The sequence below is a fragment of the Rhodococcus sp. AD45-ID genome, assembly GCF_003023755.1.
Classification (GTDB): domain Bacteria; phylum Actinomycetota; class Actinomycetes; order Mycobacteriales; family Mycobacteriaceae; genus Rhodococcus_F; species Rhodococcus_F globerula.
This window is the reverse complement of sequence record NZ_PYHL01000001.1, coordinates 2560991-2577604: the sequence shown is the minus strand read 5'-3', so window position 1 is coordinate 2577604 and position 16614 is coordinate 2560991. Positions and strand designations below refer to the sequence as shown.

Genomic DNA, 16614 nt, shown 5'->3' with positions numbered 1-16614 from the left:
AATTTCAGGTGCCTACGGTTCGGTCCGTGCTGACTCTGACGCGAAGTTCGCCCCGAGTGTGGCCCTGGTTGCGCGGTTCGTCGCCGTTGATCAGGGCTAGCAGTGCATCCACTGCAAATGCTGCCTGTTCTTCGGGGAAGAAGTCGACGGCGGTGATCGGGGGATCGGAGATCAGTAGAGCGGGTTCGTCGCTGTTCTGGGCGATCAAGATGCTTCCAGGAATTGACAGACCGAGATCGAGCGCCGCTCGTGCAGCAGCAGGAGCGCAGCCGAGGATGAACGAAAGGATCGCGTCCGGTGGATTCTCGGATGTCAGTGCTTCGTGAGTCGTCGAATACGCAGCGGCGACGAGTTTTTCGACGGTATCGACACCTTCGAACGTTGCAAGTTCATCCGTCGCTCTGGGTGTCACGCTGTGGGTGCGGCACCACTCGCGGTAAGCGGTGGTTGTCGCGCGGTTCCACGCCGAATCCATTCCGGGATTGAGGACGAGGATGTCTGTCGCGCCCTTCTCAGTGAGGTGGTCCAGGAGCGTTTCGGTCGTGGCGAAGAGATTCGGTGAGATGGTCCATCCGAACTGTTCGCGACTTCCCGGGCCCACTGCGACAGTAGGGATTCCGAGCTTGTTCAATATATCGACGCGAGGGTCGTGCGTCATCGGGTCGACGACGAGAGCACCGTCCATCTCGATGCGCCGCAGCCCGTTCGGGTCTTTCATCGACGGCAGTAGCAGGAGTGAGTGATCCGCATGAAACGCGGCCTGAGTGGCGGCGGTAGCCACGCGGCCGTACCAGTCGAAGTTGAGGTACTCGGACGATGACAACTCGTCCCGAGTGGGGAGCATCAGTCCGAGGGTGGCAGTCCGGCCGGTCCGAAGATTCTGTGCCGAGCGATTTGCCCGGTAACCCAGGCGGTCGGCCACCTCTTGAACGCGCGCCCGGGTCGTCCCGTCGACTCGGCCCTTGCCATTGAGTGCGTAGGAGACTGTCGACACCGCGACGCCGGCAGCAGCCGCGACATCGCGAAGCGTCGGGACGTTCGGCGTGATCATCGGGCTGGTTTCCTTACTCCCTGGTCGGTTTCTACTACAGGTTAACGCCCAATCGTTTCGGCAAGGCAAAAGAAGGCAAGCCTAGTGGACGGTCGTCTAGTGACATTCGAGTGCAGAATCGTTTCATCACAGCTATTGACACTGAAGAAACGATTCGGCACGCTCGTGGAACGTCGGCACAACGTCGAACCAATTCGGATGAACCCGACGCACTCGTTTCAGCCAAGCGCATATTGCGATAACGCACGGAGTCATTGCATGACCGACAAAACCGACCTGCGGCCAACGGGTACAAGTCCCGCCACGCATCCGCCTCGAGCTCCTCATGACCTTTGCTCGGGCACTACCAACAGCGCCTACATCGCGGAGGGGTTCGGCGCGGGATCTTCGGTAGTGGCCTATGTCGGCGATCTCGGTGGCCAGATCGGTTTTGTTGTCGCCTGCGGTATTTTCACGTCGTCCACGCTCGACAACCTTTTCGATATCTCGATACCGATTTCTACAGGCGCGCTGATGGTTGCCGTTCTGGTCACGGCCGTGGGATATAGCCGAGTGGACATCAGCGAGAAGGTCCGCCTGGCACTTGGCATGGGCACTATGGCGGGCTTGTCCACTGTTCATAATCTGTGGTTCGCAACACCACTGCTCGCTGCATTCGTGGTGGGGGCTCTTCGGCGCCTGGGGGTCCGTAACCACTCGATCGAAGTGCTGTCGGTATGAGCGAACACCCATGGTCGGTCCCAGGCGGTTTGGTCGAACGGCCGGGATTGCTTTCGGGAGAGCCGGAGATCTGGGTGTACGCAGACAAGTTCTCGTACTTCGCCGGCGAGACCGTCTCCCTTCGAGTCCACACCACCGCAGACCAATACGACCTCGAGATCGTGCGAGACGGCGCACGGCCCCATAGCATCGTCAAGTACATCGGTCTGCCCGGAAAGCAGCAGGCGACGCCCGCGGACGCCTATGCAGTCGGCTGCGGATGGTCTGAGTCCCTCGCGTTCACAGTCGCCTCGAATTGGTCCTCGGGAATGTATTTGATTCTCGTACGGATGCGTCACGAAGGCATCGTCGTCGAGCGTGAAGGCTTTTTCATCGTCCGTTCGCGGGACGCCGCGCTGGCCGACCTGGTTCTCATTCACACGACGAGCACGATGTTGGCTTACAACGACTGGGGCGGGGCCAATCACTACCGCGGTGTTCCGGACGGTTCCGGCGACGTGCCGACACCGATTTCCTCGACGCAACGCCCCATCGCGCGAGGAATGCTGCGTAAACCTGAAGGTGCAGCGCGCAATATTCACACCGATACTCCCGGAGTGGGCTGGGTTCCGAGACACCCACCCTACGAGTGGGCCTGGGTGAACGGCTATTCGCGTCATCACGCCGATGCTTTTTGGGCGACGTACGAACGGCCGTTCACGGTGTGGGCGGAAGAGCAAGGTTTCCGCGTGCATCACATAACCCAGCATGATCTACACGAAGATCCTTCAGCACTGCAGGGATATTCGTGTGCGGTAGTCGTCGGTCACGATGAGTACTGGTCATGGGAAATGCGCGACCGAATCGACGAGTTCGTTGACGGCGGAGGAGGTTTGGCGCGATTTGGCGGCAACTTCCTCTGGCAGGTCCGCATCGAGGGCGATGCACAGGTCTGTTACAAGAATCCGTTCGATGATCCGATGCGTGAGGTTGATCCGACGCGGGTGACAACGGCATGGGATTCGCCCGAAGTTGCCCGACCGGGAGCGTGGACGATGGGTTTGACCGGTATGGCTGGTGTCTACAACCGTTATGGCGCAACGACTCCCCGGTCCTCCGGCGGGTTCACGGTGTACCGGCCGGACCATTGGGCACTGAACGGAACCGACCTGTATTACGGCGACAACTTCGGGATCGCCCCGATCTGTGTGGCCGGATTCGAGATGGATGGAGTGGATTACACGTTCACGAAGGGGCAGCCCTCCGCCACCGGGGTTGACGGTGCTCCCGAGGATCTGCAAATCATCGCGATGGCGCCGGCGGTATCGGGTTCACGGGACAATTGGAACGGCGCGGTTCCCATCGGTGCACCTTTTGCCGAGGTGCGGGGCATTATCGAATGCTTCTACGGGAGTGAGCCGCCCGAGCACCTTCGTGATCTCGAATACGGATCGGGAATGATCGCGTGCCACCAGCGAGGTTTCGGAACGGTGTTCAACGCTGGTTCTACCGAATGGGTGAATGGACTGATTCACCACGATCCGTTCACCGAGAAGATCACCTCAAATGTACTGAATCTATTTGCTGCACAAATCTCGAGCTTCAACGCGGGGGAAACTGACACGAGAGTCGATGACATTCGAACATTCGGCCCCGGTCAACTGTGATCCCTACCCGTACGACGAAGTAAGCAACATGGTCAGCGGCCGCGTGGCACTTGTCGATCTCGACCGACACCATCGCGAATTCGCTTCTGGTGACGCATTTGTGCCGAAGTCGTTTGGCGGCACGTGGGAGAACGTCGAACCGTCCCAGAAGTACTTCGTCGCTGTTCCTGGAGCGCGTTCATGAGCGTTGCCTCGTCGCATGGGCGTTATGGCGATCTAAGGCCAAAGCTCCCATCACGGGCTCTCTGACGGCTCGATCCTGACAATCAGGTCCGCCCGCACCCGAACTGCCTCGACAGCAACGGCATTCGGTTGATCCACCTCGTGTACCCACGCCGCAGCCGCTTCGGAACTCCTTCCGAAGCGGCTGTGTCGTGTCACCAGTCTTTCCGTGCGAGTTTCTTCCGGAACGTCGAGATACCACACGGCGTCGAGTGACGCGCGGACGTCGGGCCAGGCTCCGGTCTCGAAGAGAAGGTAGTTGCCTTCTGTGACAATCAGCGGAGTCTCCGGGTCGACAGGCACCGCGCTGCCGATGGATTCGTCGATCTCGCGATCGAAGATCGGCGCGTAGATCGTGCTGTCCTGCATTCGAAGTCGACGTAGTAGCGCCGCATAGCCGTCAGCGTCGAAAGTGTCGGGGGCACCCTTTCGGTCGCGTCTGCCCAGCCTGTCGAGTTCCCGATTGGCGAGATGGAAGCCGTCCATCTCGACGATGGCGCATCGAGTACCCAGCTTTCGCGCGATGGTCTGGGATGCCGTCGATTTTCCGGCTCCAGGTGCTCCCGTGATGCCGAGGACGTACCGACGGTTGTCGGCAATCAGTGAAGCAGCGCGTGAGGCAAGCTGGTCGAGCGTCAGCGAGACGGTCGGCGGTGAGGTCCTCATGTGTTGCTCCATTCGGTCGGGATGTCGGTTTCAGAAGACGGCTGCACGATGCCTTTGATTGCGCTTCGGCCCATTGTCCAACGGCGGATGATCTTCGACTGGTTATCTGAACTCGCCCCTCGGTTGGGCGTTTCCGGCCACTTAGTACCCGAGGCCTAAAGTGGCCACTCTTTTTGGGTGTTTCATGCCCTGATATCCGTTACGTTTTCCAGGTGGTTACTGCTGTGGTGCCATGCCGCACGGTGCGGAGACCCAGAGTGTGAAGGCCGATAGATGACGATTCTCAATTCTCGCTCTGGGCGGACTCGTCCTCGTTGCGGTCGCATTGTCGCTGCGTTCGGTGGTGTTGTTCTCGCAACGGCCTCGCTCGTGACTGCTGGTGCCGGCTTCGCTGCCGCCGAAACAGTCGCTGAAACCCTCAACCGTGCATGCGTCCGCTATGTCCCGAACCCCGATCCTGTTGAAGGCATAGTGTCCGACTGCGCCGGCGCGAACCTACAGAAGGCGAACCTGGCCGGCGCGAACCTGATCGGCGCGGACCTGGCCGGTGCGACACTGACAAACGCAATCCTGACCGCCGCGGACTTGAGCTACGCGACACTGGAGCAGGCCAACCTGACCGACGCGGATCTGACCGGCGCGGACGTGAGCGACGCGCAAATGACGGGTGTGAACCTGACCCGCGCGATCCTGATCGACGCATCCTTGAGCAACACTTTCATGAGCTACGGAACCCTGACCGACGCGAACCTGACCGGCGCGAACATGTACGGCGCAAATGTGTGGGAGGCCGATCTGACCAGAGCGAACCTGACCGAGGTGTATCTGTACTCCGCCACGATGGTCCACGCGAACCTGACTGACGCGGACCTGACCGACGCAGACCTGAGCCTTTCGTATCTGTACGGCGCGAACCTGACCGGAACGAGAGCAATACCCTCGGATGTTCAGGTGACCGCCTCGTCACCTGCCGATGCTGCCGTCACAATTCCCTCACCCCTGGGCGTTCGGGGAGTGGGGCTCGGCGAATGCACCCGACCGACCGATATTGCGGTCTCGATCGGCACCCCGACCACCTTCCCCGTCGGAACTACAACCGTCACGTGCACCGCCGGAAACACCCTTGCGTCCGGTTCGGGGACCGTTACGGTCACCGTCAACCCGTATACCGCAGCTCCCGGGTTCGCCGCCTCCGCGCCCGTCACGTTGTCGGGGACTGTGGGCACCGAACTCCCACATACCTTCACCGCCACCGGAACACCCGCCCCGCAGATCACCGTCACCGTCGGGGCCCTTCCCGACGGCCTCACCCTGACCTCCGCCGGTGTCCTGACCGGAGCACCTACCGCCCCCGGACCGATCAACTTCACCATCACCGCCGACAACGGCGTCGGAACCCCGGCCACGTTGCAGGTCAACGGAACCATCACCGCCGCAACGCAAACCCCGGCCCAGATCATCGCCGGCGCGTGCGGGAACTACGTCGCCAACCCCACCGCCGGCAACTCCACCGACTGCTCCGGAAAAAACCTCGCCGGAACGGACCTCACCGGCGTCAACCTGACCGGCGCAAACCTGACCGGAACGGATCTCGCGGGCACGAACCTGACCGGCGCGGACCTCTACCACGCGGATCTGACCGGCGCAGACCTCACCGGCGCGAACCTCACCGGGGTGACCCTGACAGGTGCGAACCTGACCGGTACATCGGCACTACCGTCCGACATCACCGTCCCCGCCACATCCAATGACGGCGCCCCCGCAACTTGGGCGGTTCCCGCGATGCCCACCGGGCTGACTTTCGGCACCTGCACTCCCGCCTCCGGAACCGTGTTTCCGGTCGGGGCCACCTCCGTCACCTGCACCGTCACCAGCGTGAGCGGCGACGTCCTGACAACAGGTACAGGTACCTTCACCGTCACTACGACACCGGTCGTCGACCCACCCGTCACCGGATCCCTCGGCTCGATCTTCGGTAGCTGACCTTCCCGGCCGAACGCACTCGATCGGTGCGCACATGCTCAACGACGTTGTCCGTCAACTCTTTCGTGGGGTCGGAGGGCAACGTGGTTTCGGGGACTGTGGGTACGGGCCGCGTCGACTATCGATCGCGGCCATATCACGTTGAATCAAATCTGTCTCGGTAATCCGAATATTTGACCTTGGCAGGCTGTGTTTATCCTGTTGGCGTGACTTCCTCATTGGGTGAGCCCGGGCACACAACGGCCCCCGGACGTATTCGCAGCACAGCTTTTGCTTCCAAAGTGATGTCCGCAGCGGAAGCGGTGAAGTTCATTCACCCCGGCGATACCGTCGCGATCAGCGGTTTTGCCAGCGCCGGCACACCCAAGGTCATCGTTCCTGCCCTGGCGGAGCGGATTCACCACACCCGCGGGGAGGGGTCGAACTTCACGATCAACCTCCTGACCGGCGCCTCGGTCTCCACCGAGACCGAGCGCCTACTCGCCGAGGTCGACGGCATCGCGTTGCGCATGCCGTATCAGTCCGAGGCGACAGCCCGTAAGCGGATCAACGACGGCCGGATGGACTACGTCGACATTCACCTCTCGCACGTTGCCCAGCAGGTCTGGGAGGGCTACTACGGCAAGGTCGACGTGGCAGTTGTCGAGGTCGCCGGAATCACCGCGTCGGGTGAGCTCATCCCCGCCGCATCGATCGGCAACAACAAAACCTGGCTTGATGTTGCCGACAGAGTCATTCTCGAGGTCAATTCGTGGGTGCCCGAGGCTATGGAAGGCATGCATGACGTGTACTACGGCACTGCCCTCCCTCCTCACCGCAAGCCGCTCGAGATCATTCGTGTCGAGGACCGGATCGGTCAGACGACATTCCGAGTGGACCCCGCCAAGGTAGTTGCCGTCGTCGAGACCAACTGCCGCGACAGTGCGAGCCCCCTGTCTGCACCCGACGCCGTCAGTGAGGCGATCGCCGGCCACGTCCTGGAATTCTTCGACTTCGAGGTGCGTGCTGGACGGATGCCGGCGGATAACTTGCTTCCGCTGCAGGCGGGCATCGGCAATGTCGCAAACGCGGTGCTCGGCGGTCTCGATCGGGGGCCGTATCGCGGCCTGACCTGCTACTCCGAGGTCATCCAGGACGGGATGCTCAAGCTGATCAAGGACGGAACCGTCGCACACGCGTCGTCGACCGCCTTGGCGCTCACCGAAGAAGGCATCGAAGAACTGACCGCGAACGTCGATTTCTACCGCGAACACATCACGTTACGTCCGCAGGAGATCAGCAACCATCCCGAGGTGATCCGCCGGCTCGGCGTCATCGCGATGAACGGCATGCTCGAGGCCGATATCTACGGCAACGTGAACTCGACCCACGTCATGGGCACGAAGATCATGAACGGAATCGGCGGTTCCGGCGACTTCACGCGCAACGGCTACGTCTCGATGTTCCTGAGCCCGTCGACAGCTCGAGGTGGCGCGATTTCTGCGATCGTCCCGATGGTGCCGCACGTCGACCACACCGAACACGACACCCAGGTGCTTGTCACGGAGCAAGGCCTGGCTGATCTGCGTGGCCTGTCGCCGCGACGTCGTGCCCGCCTGATCATCGACAAGTGTGCGCACCCCGAATTCCGTCCGCTGCTGCATGACTATGTCACCCGCGCCGACGCGCAGCCGGGCGCGGGTCAGACTCCGCACATCCTGGGTGAGGCTTTCTCGTTCCATCAGCGCTACATCGATACGGGCTCGATGCATCTGTCCTGACACCCGCGCAGTGAGAGAATGCGGGAGTGAACGGAACCGGTGTACCCGCAGATGTGCTTCGACGGGTTGCAGTAGCGGGAGCAGACGACGCCGGTGGATTGCCGATCGAACTTCTCGGCGATTTCCTCGATGTGATCAGTTCAGCCGTCTGTGACGGTAAGCCGCTGCAGCGGAGGCAACTTCACCGATTCCGGGGCCGTGGCGAGGACGCGGCCGAGCAAGGCGTTGCCTTACGGGCGTTGCTGGATCTGTACCTCTCGTCTGCCTGGCGTCTGTGGCGTGAGCTTCCCGCTGTCATTGCAGCGCAATCGGATCCGAACGCGGTAGTGGCAGCGGGCGAGGTGATGCTCCGGGCTGTCGACGACGCCGTCGCGGAACTGACGGAGGGGTTTCAGCTGGCGCAGCGCTCTCTCGTGCGTTCGCAAGTATCCGCGCGCCGCGAATTTGTGGACGATTTGTTGACCGGTGGCGCCGATGTTGTCGGATTGCTCGCTCGCGCTTCGAGTTTCGGGTTGCATTTGTCCGGACCGCATTCGGTGGCAGTCGTGACCGCTGCGCGTGAATTCACCGACGACAATCCTCTGGTCGGCGCTGTCGAGCGTGCAGTGCTCGGCAGTAAAGGTGATGCCGACGCGCTGGTCGCCAGCAAGAGCGGCAAACTCGTCATCGTGTTTGCGGCGCCGGATCGAGATGCAATCGACCATGTGCTTCGCGGAATTCGGTTGGCTCTCGAATCCGGGGCCGATGGCGCCGGACGCGTTCAGTTGCAACGACGCGCCATGGACGTGGCCTGGCAGATTGCGGTCGGACGACCGCGTACAACGGCCGCCGGTGTGGTGGCGTCGTACCGCGAAGCGCTCGACGCACTCGATCTCGCACAGCGGTTGTCGCTCGAGTCGCCGGTAATCGACGCGCGGGATCTGCTGGTCTATCGCGTGCTGGTCAACGACAGGCCGGCGGTCACCGACCTGATTCAGACTCTCCTCACGCCGCTGCTCGAAGCACGTGGGGGAGCAGAGCCGATGGTGGAGACGCTGCTCGCCTACTTCGCGGCGGGAGGGAACACGGCAAAGACGGCCCGGGATCTGCACCTGTCGGTACGGGCGGTGACCTACCGGTTGGATCGCATTCGCGAACTCACCGGCCAGAACGTGAATGATCCCGGCGACGGTTTTGCTCTGCACGCGGCGGTGCTCGGGGCCAAGCTTCTCGATTGGCCCCGAACTCCGCTCACCTGATTGCTCTCAGCTGATGTCGGGCAACCCGGGTAGCGAATAGCCTGATTCGTCGTCCCAGTCGACGGGCGTGTCGTCGAGCGAGACATCCCACTGCGCGTTCGGCAAGGCGCGCCTGAGTTCAGTCAGTGCGTTGAACCAGTACACGAGGGACGGGATGATTTCCGTTTCGTCGTTCGAGATCTTGGTGGACCCGTTCAGGACCGTGTTCGGGATATCCGAGTCGTACAAGTCGAGGACTTCGGCGTCGAAGGGGAACTCGTCGTTGTGCACGGCGATCAGACGGTCGATTTCCGTCCTCTCGTCGGCCGACAACGGTTCAGGGCGAACGGCGGAGTAGTACAACGAGGTGCTCATGCTTGCCAGGCTAGAACACTCGGACAGATTGCCGACATGCATAATCGCCCCAAGATTGCCGTAATCCGGCAATTTCAGCAGGAAAAGTCGTCGACAAATAGACCGTGATGGTTTGAAGTCGGCAAGGAAAACTGGTGAAGACGGTGAAACGGCCGTCGTGATCGAAGTAATCGTCTTCCAGGCAAAGGAGAATCCCGTGACTGAAGTTAACCGTGGCAGTCGGGTAGGTGATCGGCGATGACGGTTCCCGTGTGGGCATGGGCCGCGTTTGCCGCCGTTATCGTCATCATGCTGCTGATCGACCTGCTTGCCCACCGCGGCGCGCACGTCATCGGATTCAAGGAAGCCGCCAGGTGGAGTGCACTCTGGGTCGGTTTGTCGCTGGTGTTCGCGGTGGTTGTCACCGTGACCTTGGGGGTGGACTCAGGTGTCGAATTCACCACGGCCTGGCTGCTGGAGAAGAGCCTCTCCGTTGACAACCTGTTTGTTTTCGCCCTGATCTTCGGTTACTTCAAGGTGCCGCGTGAGTACCAGCACCGCGTGCTGTTCTTCGGTGTCATCGGCGCCCTGATCTTCCGCGGTATCTTCCTCGCCGCTGGTGTCGCGATCGTCAGTAAGTTCACGGCGGTGCTGTTCGTGTTTGCCGCGATCCTGCTCTACAGCGCTTACAAACTCCTCAAGGACGAGGACGAAAGCTTCGACCCCGGTACGTCGTTCGCGGTTCGCATGTTGCGCAAGATCATGCCGGTTCAGGACGAGTACGCTGGCACCAAGTTCTTCGTGAAGGAAGCCGGAAAGCGCATCGCAACACCGCTGTTCGCGGTTGTCGTAGCCATCGAAGCGGCCGACCTCGTGTTTGCCGTCGACAGTGTCCCGGCAGTTCTGGCAGTGAGCGACGACCCGTTCATCGTGTACTCCAGCAACGCTTTTGCGATCCTGGGTCTGCGTGCCCTGTACTTCCTGCTCTCGGGACTACTCGAGAAGTTCCACTACCTGTCCAAGGGACTGTCGATCATCCTCGCCTTCATCGGCGTGAAGCTGATCATGCAGGCCGGTCACAAGGTGATCAGCACATCCATCCCCGAGATTCCGTCACTGGTAAGCCTCGCCGTGATCATCGTGGTGCTGGCAGGCTCGATCATCTTGAGCCTCAAGAAGCCGTTGCCGGAAAAGCCTGATGCAGAAGAGGTCGTGTCAGGTGACACACCGGTCGAGCTCGAGAAGGCGAGCGGTGATGCCGGCGCCCGGGATTCCGGCATCGAGCTCGCAGCCGGCGAGCGGGACGACGATGACGACAAGGTGGATGCCCGTAGTAGGAGCTGATACCGACTGACCGAGAATGAAAGGGAGACCGCACTGTCTGCGGTCTCCCTTTCTCTGCCCGACCTCAGGGTCCAGGGAATTTGTTTGTGGAGTGACCTGAGGCGGAACAGCATTTATCCGTGGTGTATCCGAACTGCGATTGCGGCTTTAGCTGTTAGCACAATAGAGAAATCAGTCCATTCGGTGAGGAAGTCGGCGTCAGGTGATTGACATCTTGTTAGTCTGGCCCGGTGCCTGATCCCGCGACCACGTGTTATCCAGCATTGCCCGCGACAAGTTGGGCAGTGCTGGGAATGCTCACATTCGGTGAAGAACTCAGTGGTAGCGACCTGAAGAAGTGGGCTGATTGGAGCATTGGATTCTATTACTGGAGTCCTTCGGTAAGCCAAATTTACGCCGAGTTGAAGAAGCTGGAAGCACTGGGATTTGTTCGTTCGCGGGAGATTTCCGAATCGGGGCAGCGGAACCGACGAGTCTTCGAGATAACCGAATCCGGTATCGAGGTCGTCAGATTATGGTCACGCGAATCGCCGATCGAAACACCTGTCCTCAAACATGGCGTGATGTTGAGACTGTGGGTGGGTCACCTGAATGACCCCGATCAACTCAAAGCGATAGTGCTGGATCACATTTGTAATCTTCAGGCGAAGAAGCTCGAGGCAATAGAACATGCCGATCATTCCGAGAACGAACCAGGCTGGGCATTTACCCAGATGAGTTTGCGATGGGTAGGCCGCCATTTTCAGGCGGAGATCGACCTCGCCTCCCAATTGCTCGATGATATCGATGAGGCCGCAGCTCGAATTGCGCAAGGAGACATCGATGCTTTCGGCTTGCCCCGCCCCGTACGCGGCGGCAGGTGGAAGGAGATCTGAGCGCGACGCGTTCCGTCTGACTGCTATTCCGATTTGTCATCGAATTGAAGATGCACGACTCTCGTGACGTTATACATCGGCCAGTGGCGCGACGTCGTCGGCTGCAGCGGCCATGGTGCGACTACGCTCGGAGATGAGTGGATCCATTGCATCCCACCATTGCTTCAGGCTGGAGTCACCGCGGCTCAGGCGAGTCATTGCCCACCAACCGGTGGTTCCGTCGACGGTCCAGGTGATCGTCACGACGTTGGGTTCGCCTTCGGACCACAACGGCGGACTGACCAGTATGTTGTCGAGCGTCAGGCCGCGACGACTGGCACCAGGCAGGTAGCCGGCACGGAATTCGTCGACAAACTTCTTCCCACATCCGCGATTCGTGACGATCCGGTCGACCACGTAGAGCGTCTCGCCTGCCATGCCCGCAGGCTACGGTGTACCTAATCCTCTGCGGTACTTTCGATCTCACCTAGCGGGAGGTTGCTCCGGGGTGGCACGTTGCTCCGAAGCCGCAAGGGAACGCGGCGGGCGCAGACCCAGCCACCCCACCAGGCCCACCAGTACGAAGGCGACGGCGGCGGTCGAAAACGTGACAGTGAAAGCGGATTCACTGGGCATCGCAGGTACTCCTTCGGGGAGATTCGCGATTGTCATCGACGCCAGAATCGTCGTCACCACTGCGCTGCCGATGGCACTGCCGGTGGAACGTGAGATCGAGTTGATGCCGTTGGCGATGCCGCTCTGATGATGTGGCACGTTGGACATGATGATGGCGGGCATGGCTGCATAACCGAGGCTGAGGGCGGCGCCGATCACCATGCCTGCACCGATAACCGATGCGGTGTGCGTGTGGTCGAACGCCAGCCACGCGAACGGCAATGCCCCCAGGACCGCGGTGAGCCCTAGGACGAAGCGTGGCCCACGCAGCCTGATGAGTCGACCGCCGATCGGGGCGGCGATCAGCGAAACTATCGCGCCTGGCAGCAAGAATTCGACCGAAGCACGCAGAATGCTCGCGTCGAACCCGTAGCCGGTGAGATCGCGGGGAAGTTGGGCGAGATACGAGACCCCGAGGAAGTTTGCGAACATGCCGAAGCCCACCACGACGCCGGCAAGATTTGCCATCATCACCGGGCGGTGGACGAACATCCGCATGTCGACCAGCGGTTCGTCGACGATCTTCTCGATCCACACCCAGACTGCGAACATCACGGTCGAGGCCAAGAAAACGCCGATCGTCAAGGGTGAGCGCCAACCCCATTGGTGGCCTTGAGAAATCGACAGCAGAAGCAGAAGTAGTGCCGCTCCCAGACTCAGCGCACCGATGAGGTCTACACGACCACCGCTCTTGTGTGTGGTGGGCGGGACCAGGGTGATGACGGCAATCAAGGCCAGCACCGCGAATCCCGTGGCCATCCAGAAGGCGTTGCGGTAGTCGGCGTCCGGGCCGGACGTGAGAAGGCCGGTAGCGACCAACGCGAGCCCACTGCCGAACGCGAGAGTTCCGCTGACCAAGGCCATCGCACCGGGAAGCCTGTGCGGCCGTAGCTCTTCGCGCAAGACCGAGAGCGCCAGCGGGAAGATCGCGGTTGCAGTTCCCTGAAGAACCCGACCGAGAATGAGCAGCGGCAGATTGTGTGCCAGCGCGGCGACGATCGAACCGATCACCATGACGACAAGAACGCCGACCAGTGTGCGTTTCTTGCCATGCTGATCCCCGTAGCGGCCTAGCAGCGGGGTGAAAACCGCCGCAGACAGCAGCGTCGCCGTTGTCACCCAACTGACGCCGGCGGTCGAGACTCCCAGGTCGGATTGGATCCGCCCGAGAATCGGAACCGGCAACGTCTGCATCATCGAGACGATCATCGCGGCCAAGCTCAGGGCCGCGATGATCAACGCTTCTCGGCGCGGAGACGTTGCGGTGAATTCGACCGCGGAGTACGGGGTAGCGGTGTTCGTGGCAACTGTATTCGTCAATGGGTCCTTCTCGGGAACTACAAGAGAAATGTATTTAATGTGGCGAAGTAAATTTCTCTGGATGGTAGGTCCGGGGAATTGATCCCGTCAACGGTTGTGTTCACCGAAGCTCGCTGGGAATCAGTCGAACAGCAACACCGGCTTGAGCACACTGCCGTTCTTGATGCCCTCAGCGGCTTCGTTGATCTGATCGAACCGGTAGTGCTTCACCAGCTTTTCCAAGGGGAAACGCCCCTGCTCGATCAGCGACACCAGCGACGGCAGAAATACCTGCGGCACTGCGTCGCCCTCCGTGACACCGATAAACTTGCGGCCGTTGAGCAGGTAATTTACGTCCACCGCCACAGTGGTTCCGGCTGCGGGAGCGCCGATGGCAGCGACGGTACCCAGCGGAGCGAGGCATTCGATCGCAGTCGCAAGCACCGCGACGTTGCCGGTGGCGTCGATGGCGTAGTCGATGCCTAGACCGCCGCTGATCCGGTCCAGTTCCGCTGCGGCGTCGACGTCCTTCGAATTGATCACATCGGTGGCGCCGAGTTCGCGTGCCAGGTCGAGGCGAGACGGCACGATGTCGATCGCGAAGATGCGCTCCGCACCCGTCAGCTTCGCAGCCATGACTGCCGCCATGCCCACTGCTCCGACACCGAAGATTGCGATGGTCGAGCCGGATTCCGGCTTCAGGATGTTGAGTACCGCTCCTGCGCCGGTCTGGATGCCGCATCCGAGCGGAGCGAGTAGACCGAGATCCGCGGTGTCGGAGACCTTCGTGACGCCGCGCTCGTCGGCAAGGGCATATGTGGAGAACGAGGATTGAGCAAAGAAGTGGCCGCTCACGTCTTCGCCGCCTCGCGAGATCGTGGCAGTGCCGTCGGCTCGACTACCGCCGATAAGGTTGCGCGGCAAGAACTCCTGACAATACGCGGGGTGTGCTGTGCGGCAGTTTCGGCACGTTCCACAACTGGTGAAGGACAGCAGGACCTTGTCACCGGGCTTGACCGTGGTGACAGCGTTGCCCACTTCTTCGACGATGCCCGCTCCCTCGTGGCCCAGAACGCCGGGTAACGGGAAGGGAATGTGGCCGGCTTGAACGCCGAGGTCGGTGCCGCACACACCCGCGGCCACGATGCGGACCAGAACCTCGTCTGCCCGTGGCGTGTCCAGTGTGACGTCGCCGAGGGTGAACGGGTCGCCGATCTTGTCGACGACCGCGGCGCGCGCTGTTTGGGACATGTTGTGCTCCTGAGGAATTCGGATCAGAAGGGGTAGACGGGCAATGTGCTCTGCGCCGTTACCCACTGTGTTTCGGTGAAGGCATCGAGGTTGGCGCCGATGCCGCCGACGCGACCCCCGTTGCCGGAGGACGCCATGCCGCCGAAGGGAATGACAGCCTCGTCGCCGACGGTCTGATCGTTTATGTGCACGAGGCCTGTCGGGATCTGCTGGGCGATTTCGAGCCCACGCATGGCGTCGGCGGTCAGAATGCCCAGGGATAGGCCGTACTCGGAGTTGTTGGCGATGGCGATCGCCTGGTCGACGCTCGCGAAGGACGTCACCGGGGCGACGGGCCCGAACACCTCGTCGGCAAAGGCGGGGGCTGTGAGTGGCGTATCGGCCAGGACTGTCGGTCGGTAGAAGAGGTCTTCGTAGGTTCCGCCTGCGGCCAGTTTTGCTCCGGCCGCAATGCTTTCGGTGACGAGCGAGTGGATGTGGTCGCGCTGTTTGGCGTCGATGATGGGGCCGAGCGCTACCTGGCCGGTGAAGGGGTCGCCGACGGGAAGTTTCTCGGCGTGCTCGGCGAGGAGAGCGGTGTAATCGCCGACGATGCTCTCGTGCACCAATTGGCGGCCGGTCGTCATGCAGATCTGTCCCTGGTGCATGAATGAGCCGAAAGCGCCTACTGACACTGCCTTTTCGAGGTCGACATCGTCCATCACGATCAGGGCGTTGTTGCCGCCTAGTTCGAGATGGGCGCGCTTGAGATGACGTCCCGCCAGTTCGCCGACTGCCCGGCCGGCGCGAGTCGATCCGGTGAAGGCGATGACGCGGATGCTCGGATGAACCACGATGGCCTCACCCGCGTCGGCGCCACCAGGCAGCATGCTGAACACGCCGGCGGGCAAACCGGCTTCTTCGAAGATGCGGGCGAGGACCACGCCGCCACAGATTGCGGTGCGCGGATCTGGCTTGAGGATCACCGCATTGCCCAGTGCGAGGGCGGGTGCAACCGCGCGGATGGCCAGGATGATCGGAAAGTTGAAAGGCGCGATGACGCCGACAGTTCCGACGGGGACGCGCCGCGAGAAGCTGAGGCGAGGCTGTTCCGAACGCAGAACCTCCCCGACCGGGTGGGCGGCCAGGGCAGCTGCGTTGTAGCACTCCTCAGCGGCGGTGTGGGTTTCCAGCCCGGCCTTGGCCGGAATGCTGCCGGCCTCACGGATTACCCACTCACCGATTTCGTCGGCGTACTGCTCGAACAGGTGACCCGCGCGGCGCAAAACGGCTGCTCGCTCGGTGTACGGCCGTGCTGCCCAGTCTTTCTGGGCCGCGGCGGCCCTCGAGGCTGCGGCAGCGACGTCGTCAGGCGTGGCCATGCCGACGGTGCTGAGCTGATTACCTGTTGCGGGTTCGACAACTATGCGATCTGCGGCCCCGCCGGCGATCCATTCTCCGGCAAAGATCTTCGATTCCCAGACCGGTTCGGTCATCAAACTCGTCATGGTCGCTCCTTGAAAAAGGGGATGCGCCGCTCGGCCGCATCACATGGTTACTCACCACGCTGCTCTGCCAAGGAACTGATGACCA

At 61.5% G+C, this 16614-nt stretch carries 15 protein-coding genes; 8 read left to right on the top strand and 7 right to left on the bottom strand.

Features of this window, described 5'->3' with window-relative positions; genetic code table 11:
* Nucleotides 1–4: 4 nt before the first annotated feature.
* Nucleotides 5–1051, bottom strand: a complete 1047-nt coding sequence (locus C7T36_RS11805; protein WP_045065562.1) for a LacI family DNA-binding transcriptional regulator — start codon at nucleotides 1049–1051, stop codon at nucleotides 5–7.
* 258 nt (nucleotides 1052–1309) lie between these two features.
* Between C7T36_RS11805 and C7T36_RS11800 the strand changes: the two genes are divergently transcribed.
* From C7T36_RS11800 to C7T36_RS11790, 3 genes are read left to right on the top strand one after another with little or no spacing between them, the layout of a single operon-like run.
* Complete coding sequence (locus C7T36_RS11800) at nucleotides 1310–1771, top strand: hypothetical protein (protein WP_179300776.1); 462 nt, start codon at nucleotides 1310–1312, stop codon at nucleotides 1769–1771.
* Complete coding sequence (locus tag C7T36_RS11795) at nucleotides 1768–3417, top strand: N,N-dimethylformamidase beta subunit family domain-containing protein (RefSeq protein WP_239654644.1); 1650 nt, start codon at nucleotides 1768–1770, stop codon at nucleotides 3415–3417. Before C7T36_RS11800 ends, C7T36_RS11795 begins: the two co-directional genes overlap by 4 nt.
* Complete coding sequence (locus C7T36_RS11790; RefSeq protein ID WP_239654643.1) at nucleotides 3383–3601, top strand: cupin domain-containing protein; 219 nt, start codon at nucleotides 3383–3385, stop codon at nucleotides 3599–3601. Before C7T36_RS11795 ends, C7T36_RS11790 begins: the two co-directional genes overlap by 35 nt.
* Before the next feature lie 50 nt (nucleotides 3602–3651).
* Here C7T36_RS11790 and C7T36_RS11785 read toward each other — a convergent pair whose 3' ends face one another.
* Nucleotides 3652–4305 (bottom strand): nucleoside/nucleotide kinase family protein, encoded by a 654-nt coding sequence (locus C7T36_RS11785; RefSeq protein WP_045066765.1) that lies wholly within the window; start codon nucleotides 4303–4305, stop codon nucleotides 3652–3654.
* 273 nt (nucleotides 4306–4578) lie between these two features.
* On the opposite strand from C7T36_RS11785, the gene C7T36_RS11780 reads away from it, so the two are divergent.
* The 3 genes from C7T36_RS11780 (at nucleotide 4579) to C7T36_RS11770 (ending at nucleotide 9286) form a co-directional block, all read left to right on the top strand.
* A complete protein-coding gene (locus tag C7T36_RS11780; RefSeq protein ID WP_052683399.1) occupies nucleotides 4579–6288 on the top strand; it encodes a pentapeptide repeat-containing protein in 1710 nt (569 codons plus the stop codon).
* Nucleotides 6289–6494: 206 nt separating this feature from the next.
* The gene (locus C7T36_RS11775; protein WP_045065557.1) at nucleotides 6495–8048 is read left to right on the top strand and encodes an acetyl-CoA hydrolase/transferase family protein; all 1554 of its coding nucleotides are present in this window, start codon (nucleotides 6495–6497) and stop codon (nucleotides 8046–8048) included.
* A gap of 26 nt (nucleotides 8049–8074) precedes the next feature.
* On the top strand, nucleotides 8075–9286 hold the full coding sequence (locus C7T36_RS11770; protein WP_045065554.1) for a CdaR family transcriptional regulator: 1212 nt from the start codon (nucleotides 8075–8077) through the stop codon (nucleotides 9284–9286).
* Between the two features lie 6 nt (nucleotides 9287–9292).
* Here the strand turns inward: C7T36_RS11770 and C7T36_RS11765 are convergent, their stop codons facing one another.
* On the bottom strand, nucleotides 9293–9640 hold the full coding sequence (locus tag C7T36_RS11765) for a hypothetical protein (protein ID WP_045066763.1): 348 nt from the start codon (nucleotides 9638–9640) through the stop codon (nucleotides 9293–9295).
* 237 nt (nucleotides 9641–9877) lie between these two features.
* Between C7T36_RS11765 and C7T36_RS11760 the strand changes: the two genes are divergently transcribed.
* Both C7T36_RS11760 and C7T36_RS11755 read left to right on the top strand, forming a co-directional pair.
* A complete protein-coding gene (locus C7T36_RS11760; RefSeq protein ID WP_045065552.1) occupies nucleotides 9878–10963 on the top strand; it encodes a TerC family protein in 1086 nt (361 codons plus the stop codon).
* Between the two features lie 293 nt (nucleotides 10964–11256).
* Nucleotides 11257–11838: a PadR family transcriptional regulator gene (locus C7T36_RS11755; RefSeq protein ID WP_080711699.1), complete on the top strand. Its 582-nt coding sequence runs from the start codon at nucleotides 11257–11259 to the stop codon at nucleotides 11836–11838.
* 69 nt (nucleotides 11839–11907) lie between these two features.
* On the opposite strand, the gene C7T36_RS11750 is transcribed toward C7T36_RS11755, so the two are convergent.
* The 4 genes from C7T36_RS11750 to C7T36_RS11735 form a co-directional block, all read right to left on the bottom strand.
* Complete coding sequence (locus C7T36_RS11750; RefSeq protein WP_045065549.1) at nucleotides 11908–12255, bottom strand: hypothetical protein; 348 nt, start codon at nucleotides 12253–12255, stop codon at nucleotides 11908–11910.
* 45 nt (nucleotides 12256–12300) lie between these two features.
* Nucleotides 12301–13812, bottom strand: coding sequence for an MFS transporter (locus C7T36_RS11745; protein WP_239654642.1), 1512 nt, complete (start codon nucleotides 13810–13812; stop codon nucleotides 12301–12303).
* Nucleotides 13813–13932: 120 nt separating this feature from the next.
* Entirely contained in the window at nucleotides 13933–15042 is a 1110-nt protein-coding gene (locus C7T36_RS11740) for an NAD(P)-dependent alcohol dehydrogenase (RefSeq protein WP_045065546.1), read from the bottom strand.
* A gap of 23 nt (nucleotides 15043–15065) precedes the next feature.
* Complete coding sequence (locus C7T36_RS11735; RefSeq protein ID WP_045065544.1) at nucleotides 15066–16529, bottom strand: aldehyde dehydrogenase family protein; 1464 nt, start codon at nucleotides 16527–16529, stop codon at nucleotides 15066–15068.
* Nucleotides 16530–16614 lie beyond the last annotated feature (85 nt).

Coding starts and splice junctions, on each gene's coding strand:
- C7T36_RS11805 (WP_045065562.1), bottom strand. CDS start 1,051: ATGATCACGCCGAACGTCCCGACGCTTCGCGATGTCGCGGCTGCTGCC.
- C7T36_RS11800 (WP_179300776.1), top strand. CDS start 1,310: ATGACCGACAAAACCGACCTGCGGCCAACGGGTACAAGTCCCGCCACG.
- C7T36_RS11795 (WP_239654644.1), top strand. CDS start 1,768: ATGAGCGAACACCCATGGTCGGTCCCAGGCGGTTTGGTCGAACGGCCG.
- C7T36_RS11790 (WP_239654643.1), top strand. CDS start 3,383: ATGACATTCGAACATTCGGCCCCGGTCAACTGTGATCCCTACCCGTAC.
- C7T36_RS11785 (WP_045066765.1), bottom strand. CDS start 4,305: ATGAGGACCTCACCGCCGACCGTCTCGCTGACGCTCGACCAGCTTGCC.
- C7T36_RS11780 (WP_052683399.1), top strand. CDS start 4,579: ATGACGATTCTCAATTCTCGCTCTGGGCGGACTCGTCCTCGTTGCGGT.
- C7T36_RS11765 (WP_045066763.1), bottom strand. CDS start 9,640: ATGAGCACCTCGTTGTACTACTCCGCCGTTCGCCCTGAACCGTTGTCG.
- C7T36_RS11760 (WP_045065552.1), top strand. CDS start 9,878: ATGACGGTTCCCGTGTGGGCATGGGCCGCGTTTGCCGCCGTTATCGTC.
- C7T36_RS11755 (WP_080711699.1), top strand. CDS start 11,257: ATGCTCACATTCGGTGAAGAACTCAGTGGTAGCGACCTGAAGAAGTGG.
- C7T36_RS11750 (WP_045065549.1), bottom strand. CDS start 12,255: ATGGCAGGCGAGACGCTCTACGTGGTCGACCGGATCGTCACGAATCGC.
- C7T36_RS11740 (WP_045065546.1), bottom strand. CDS start 15,042: ATGTCCCAAACAGCGCGCGCCGCGGTCGTCGACAAGATCGGCGACCCG.
- C7T36_RS11735 (WP_045065544.1), bottom strand. CDS start 16,529: ATGACGAGTTTGATGACCGAACCGGTCTGGGAATCGAAGATCTTTGCC.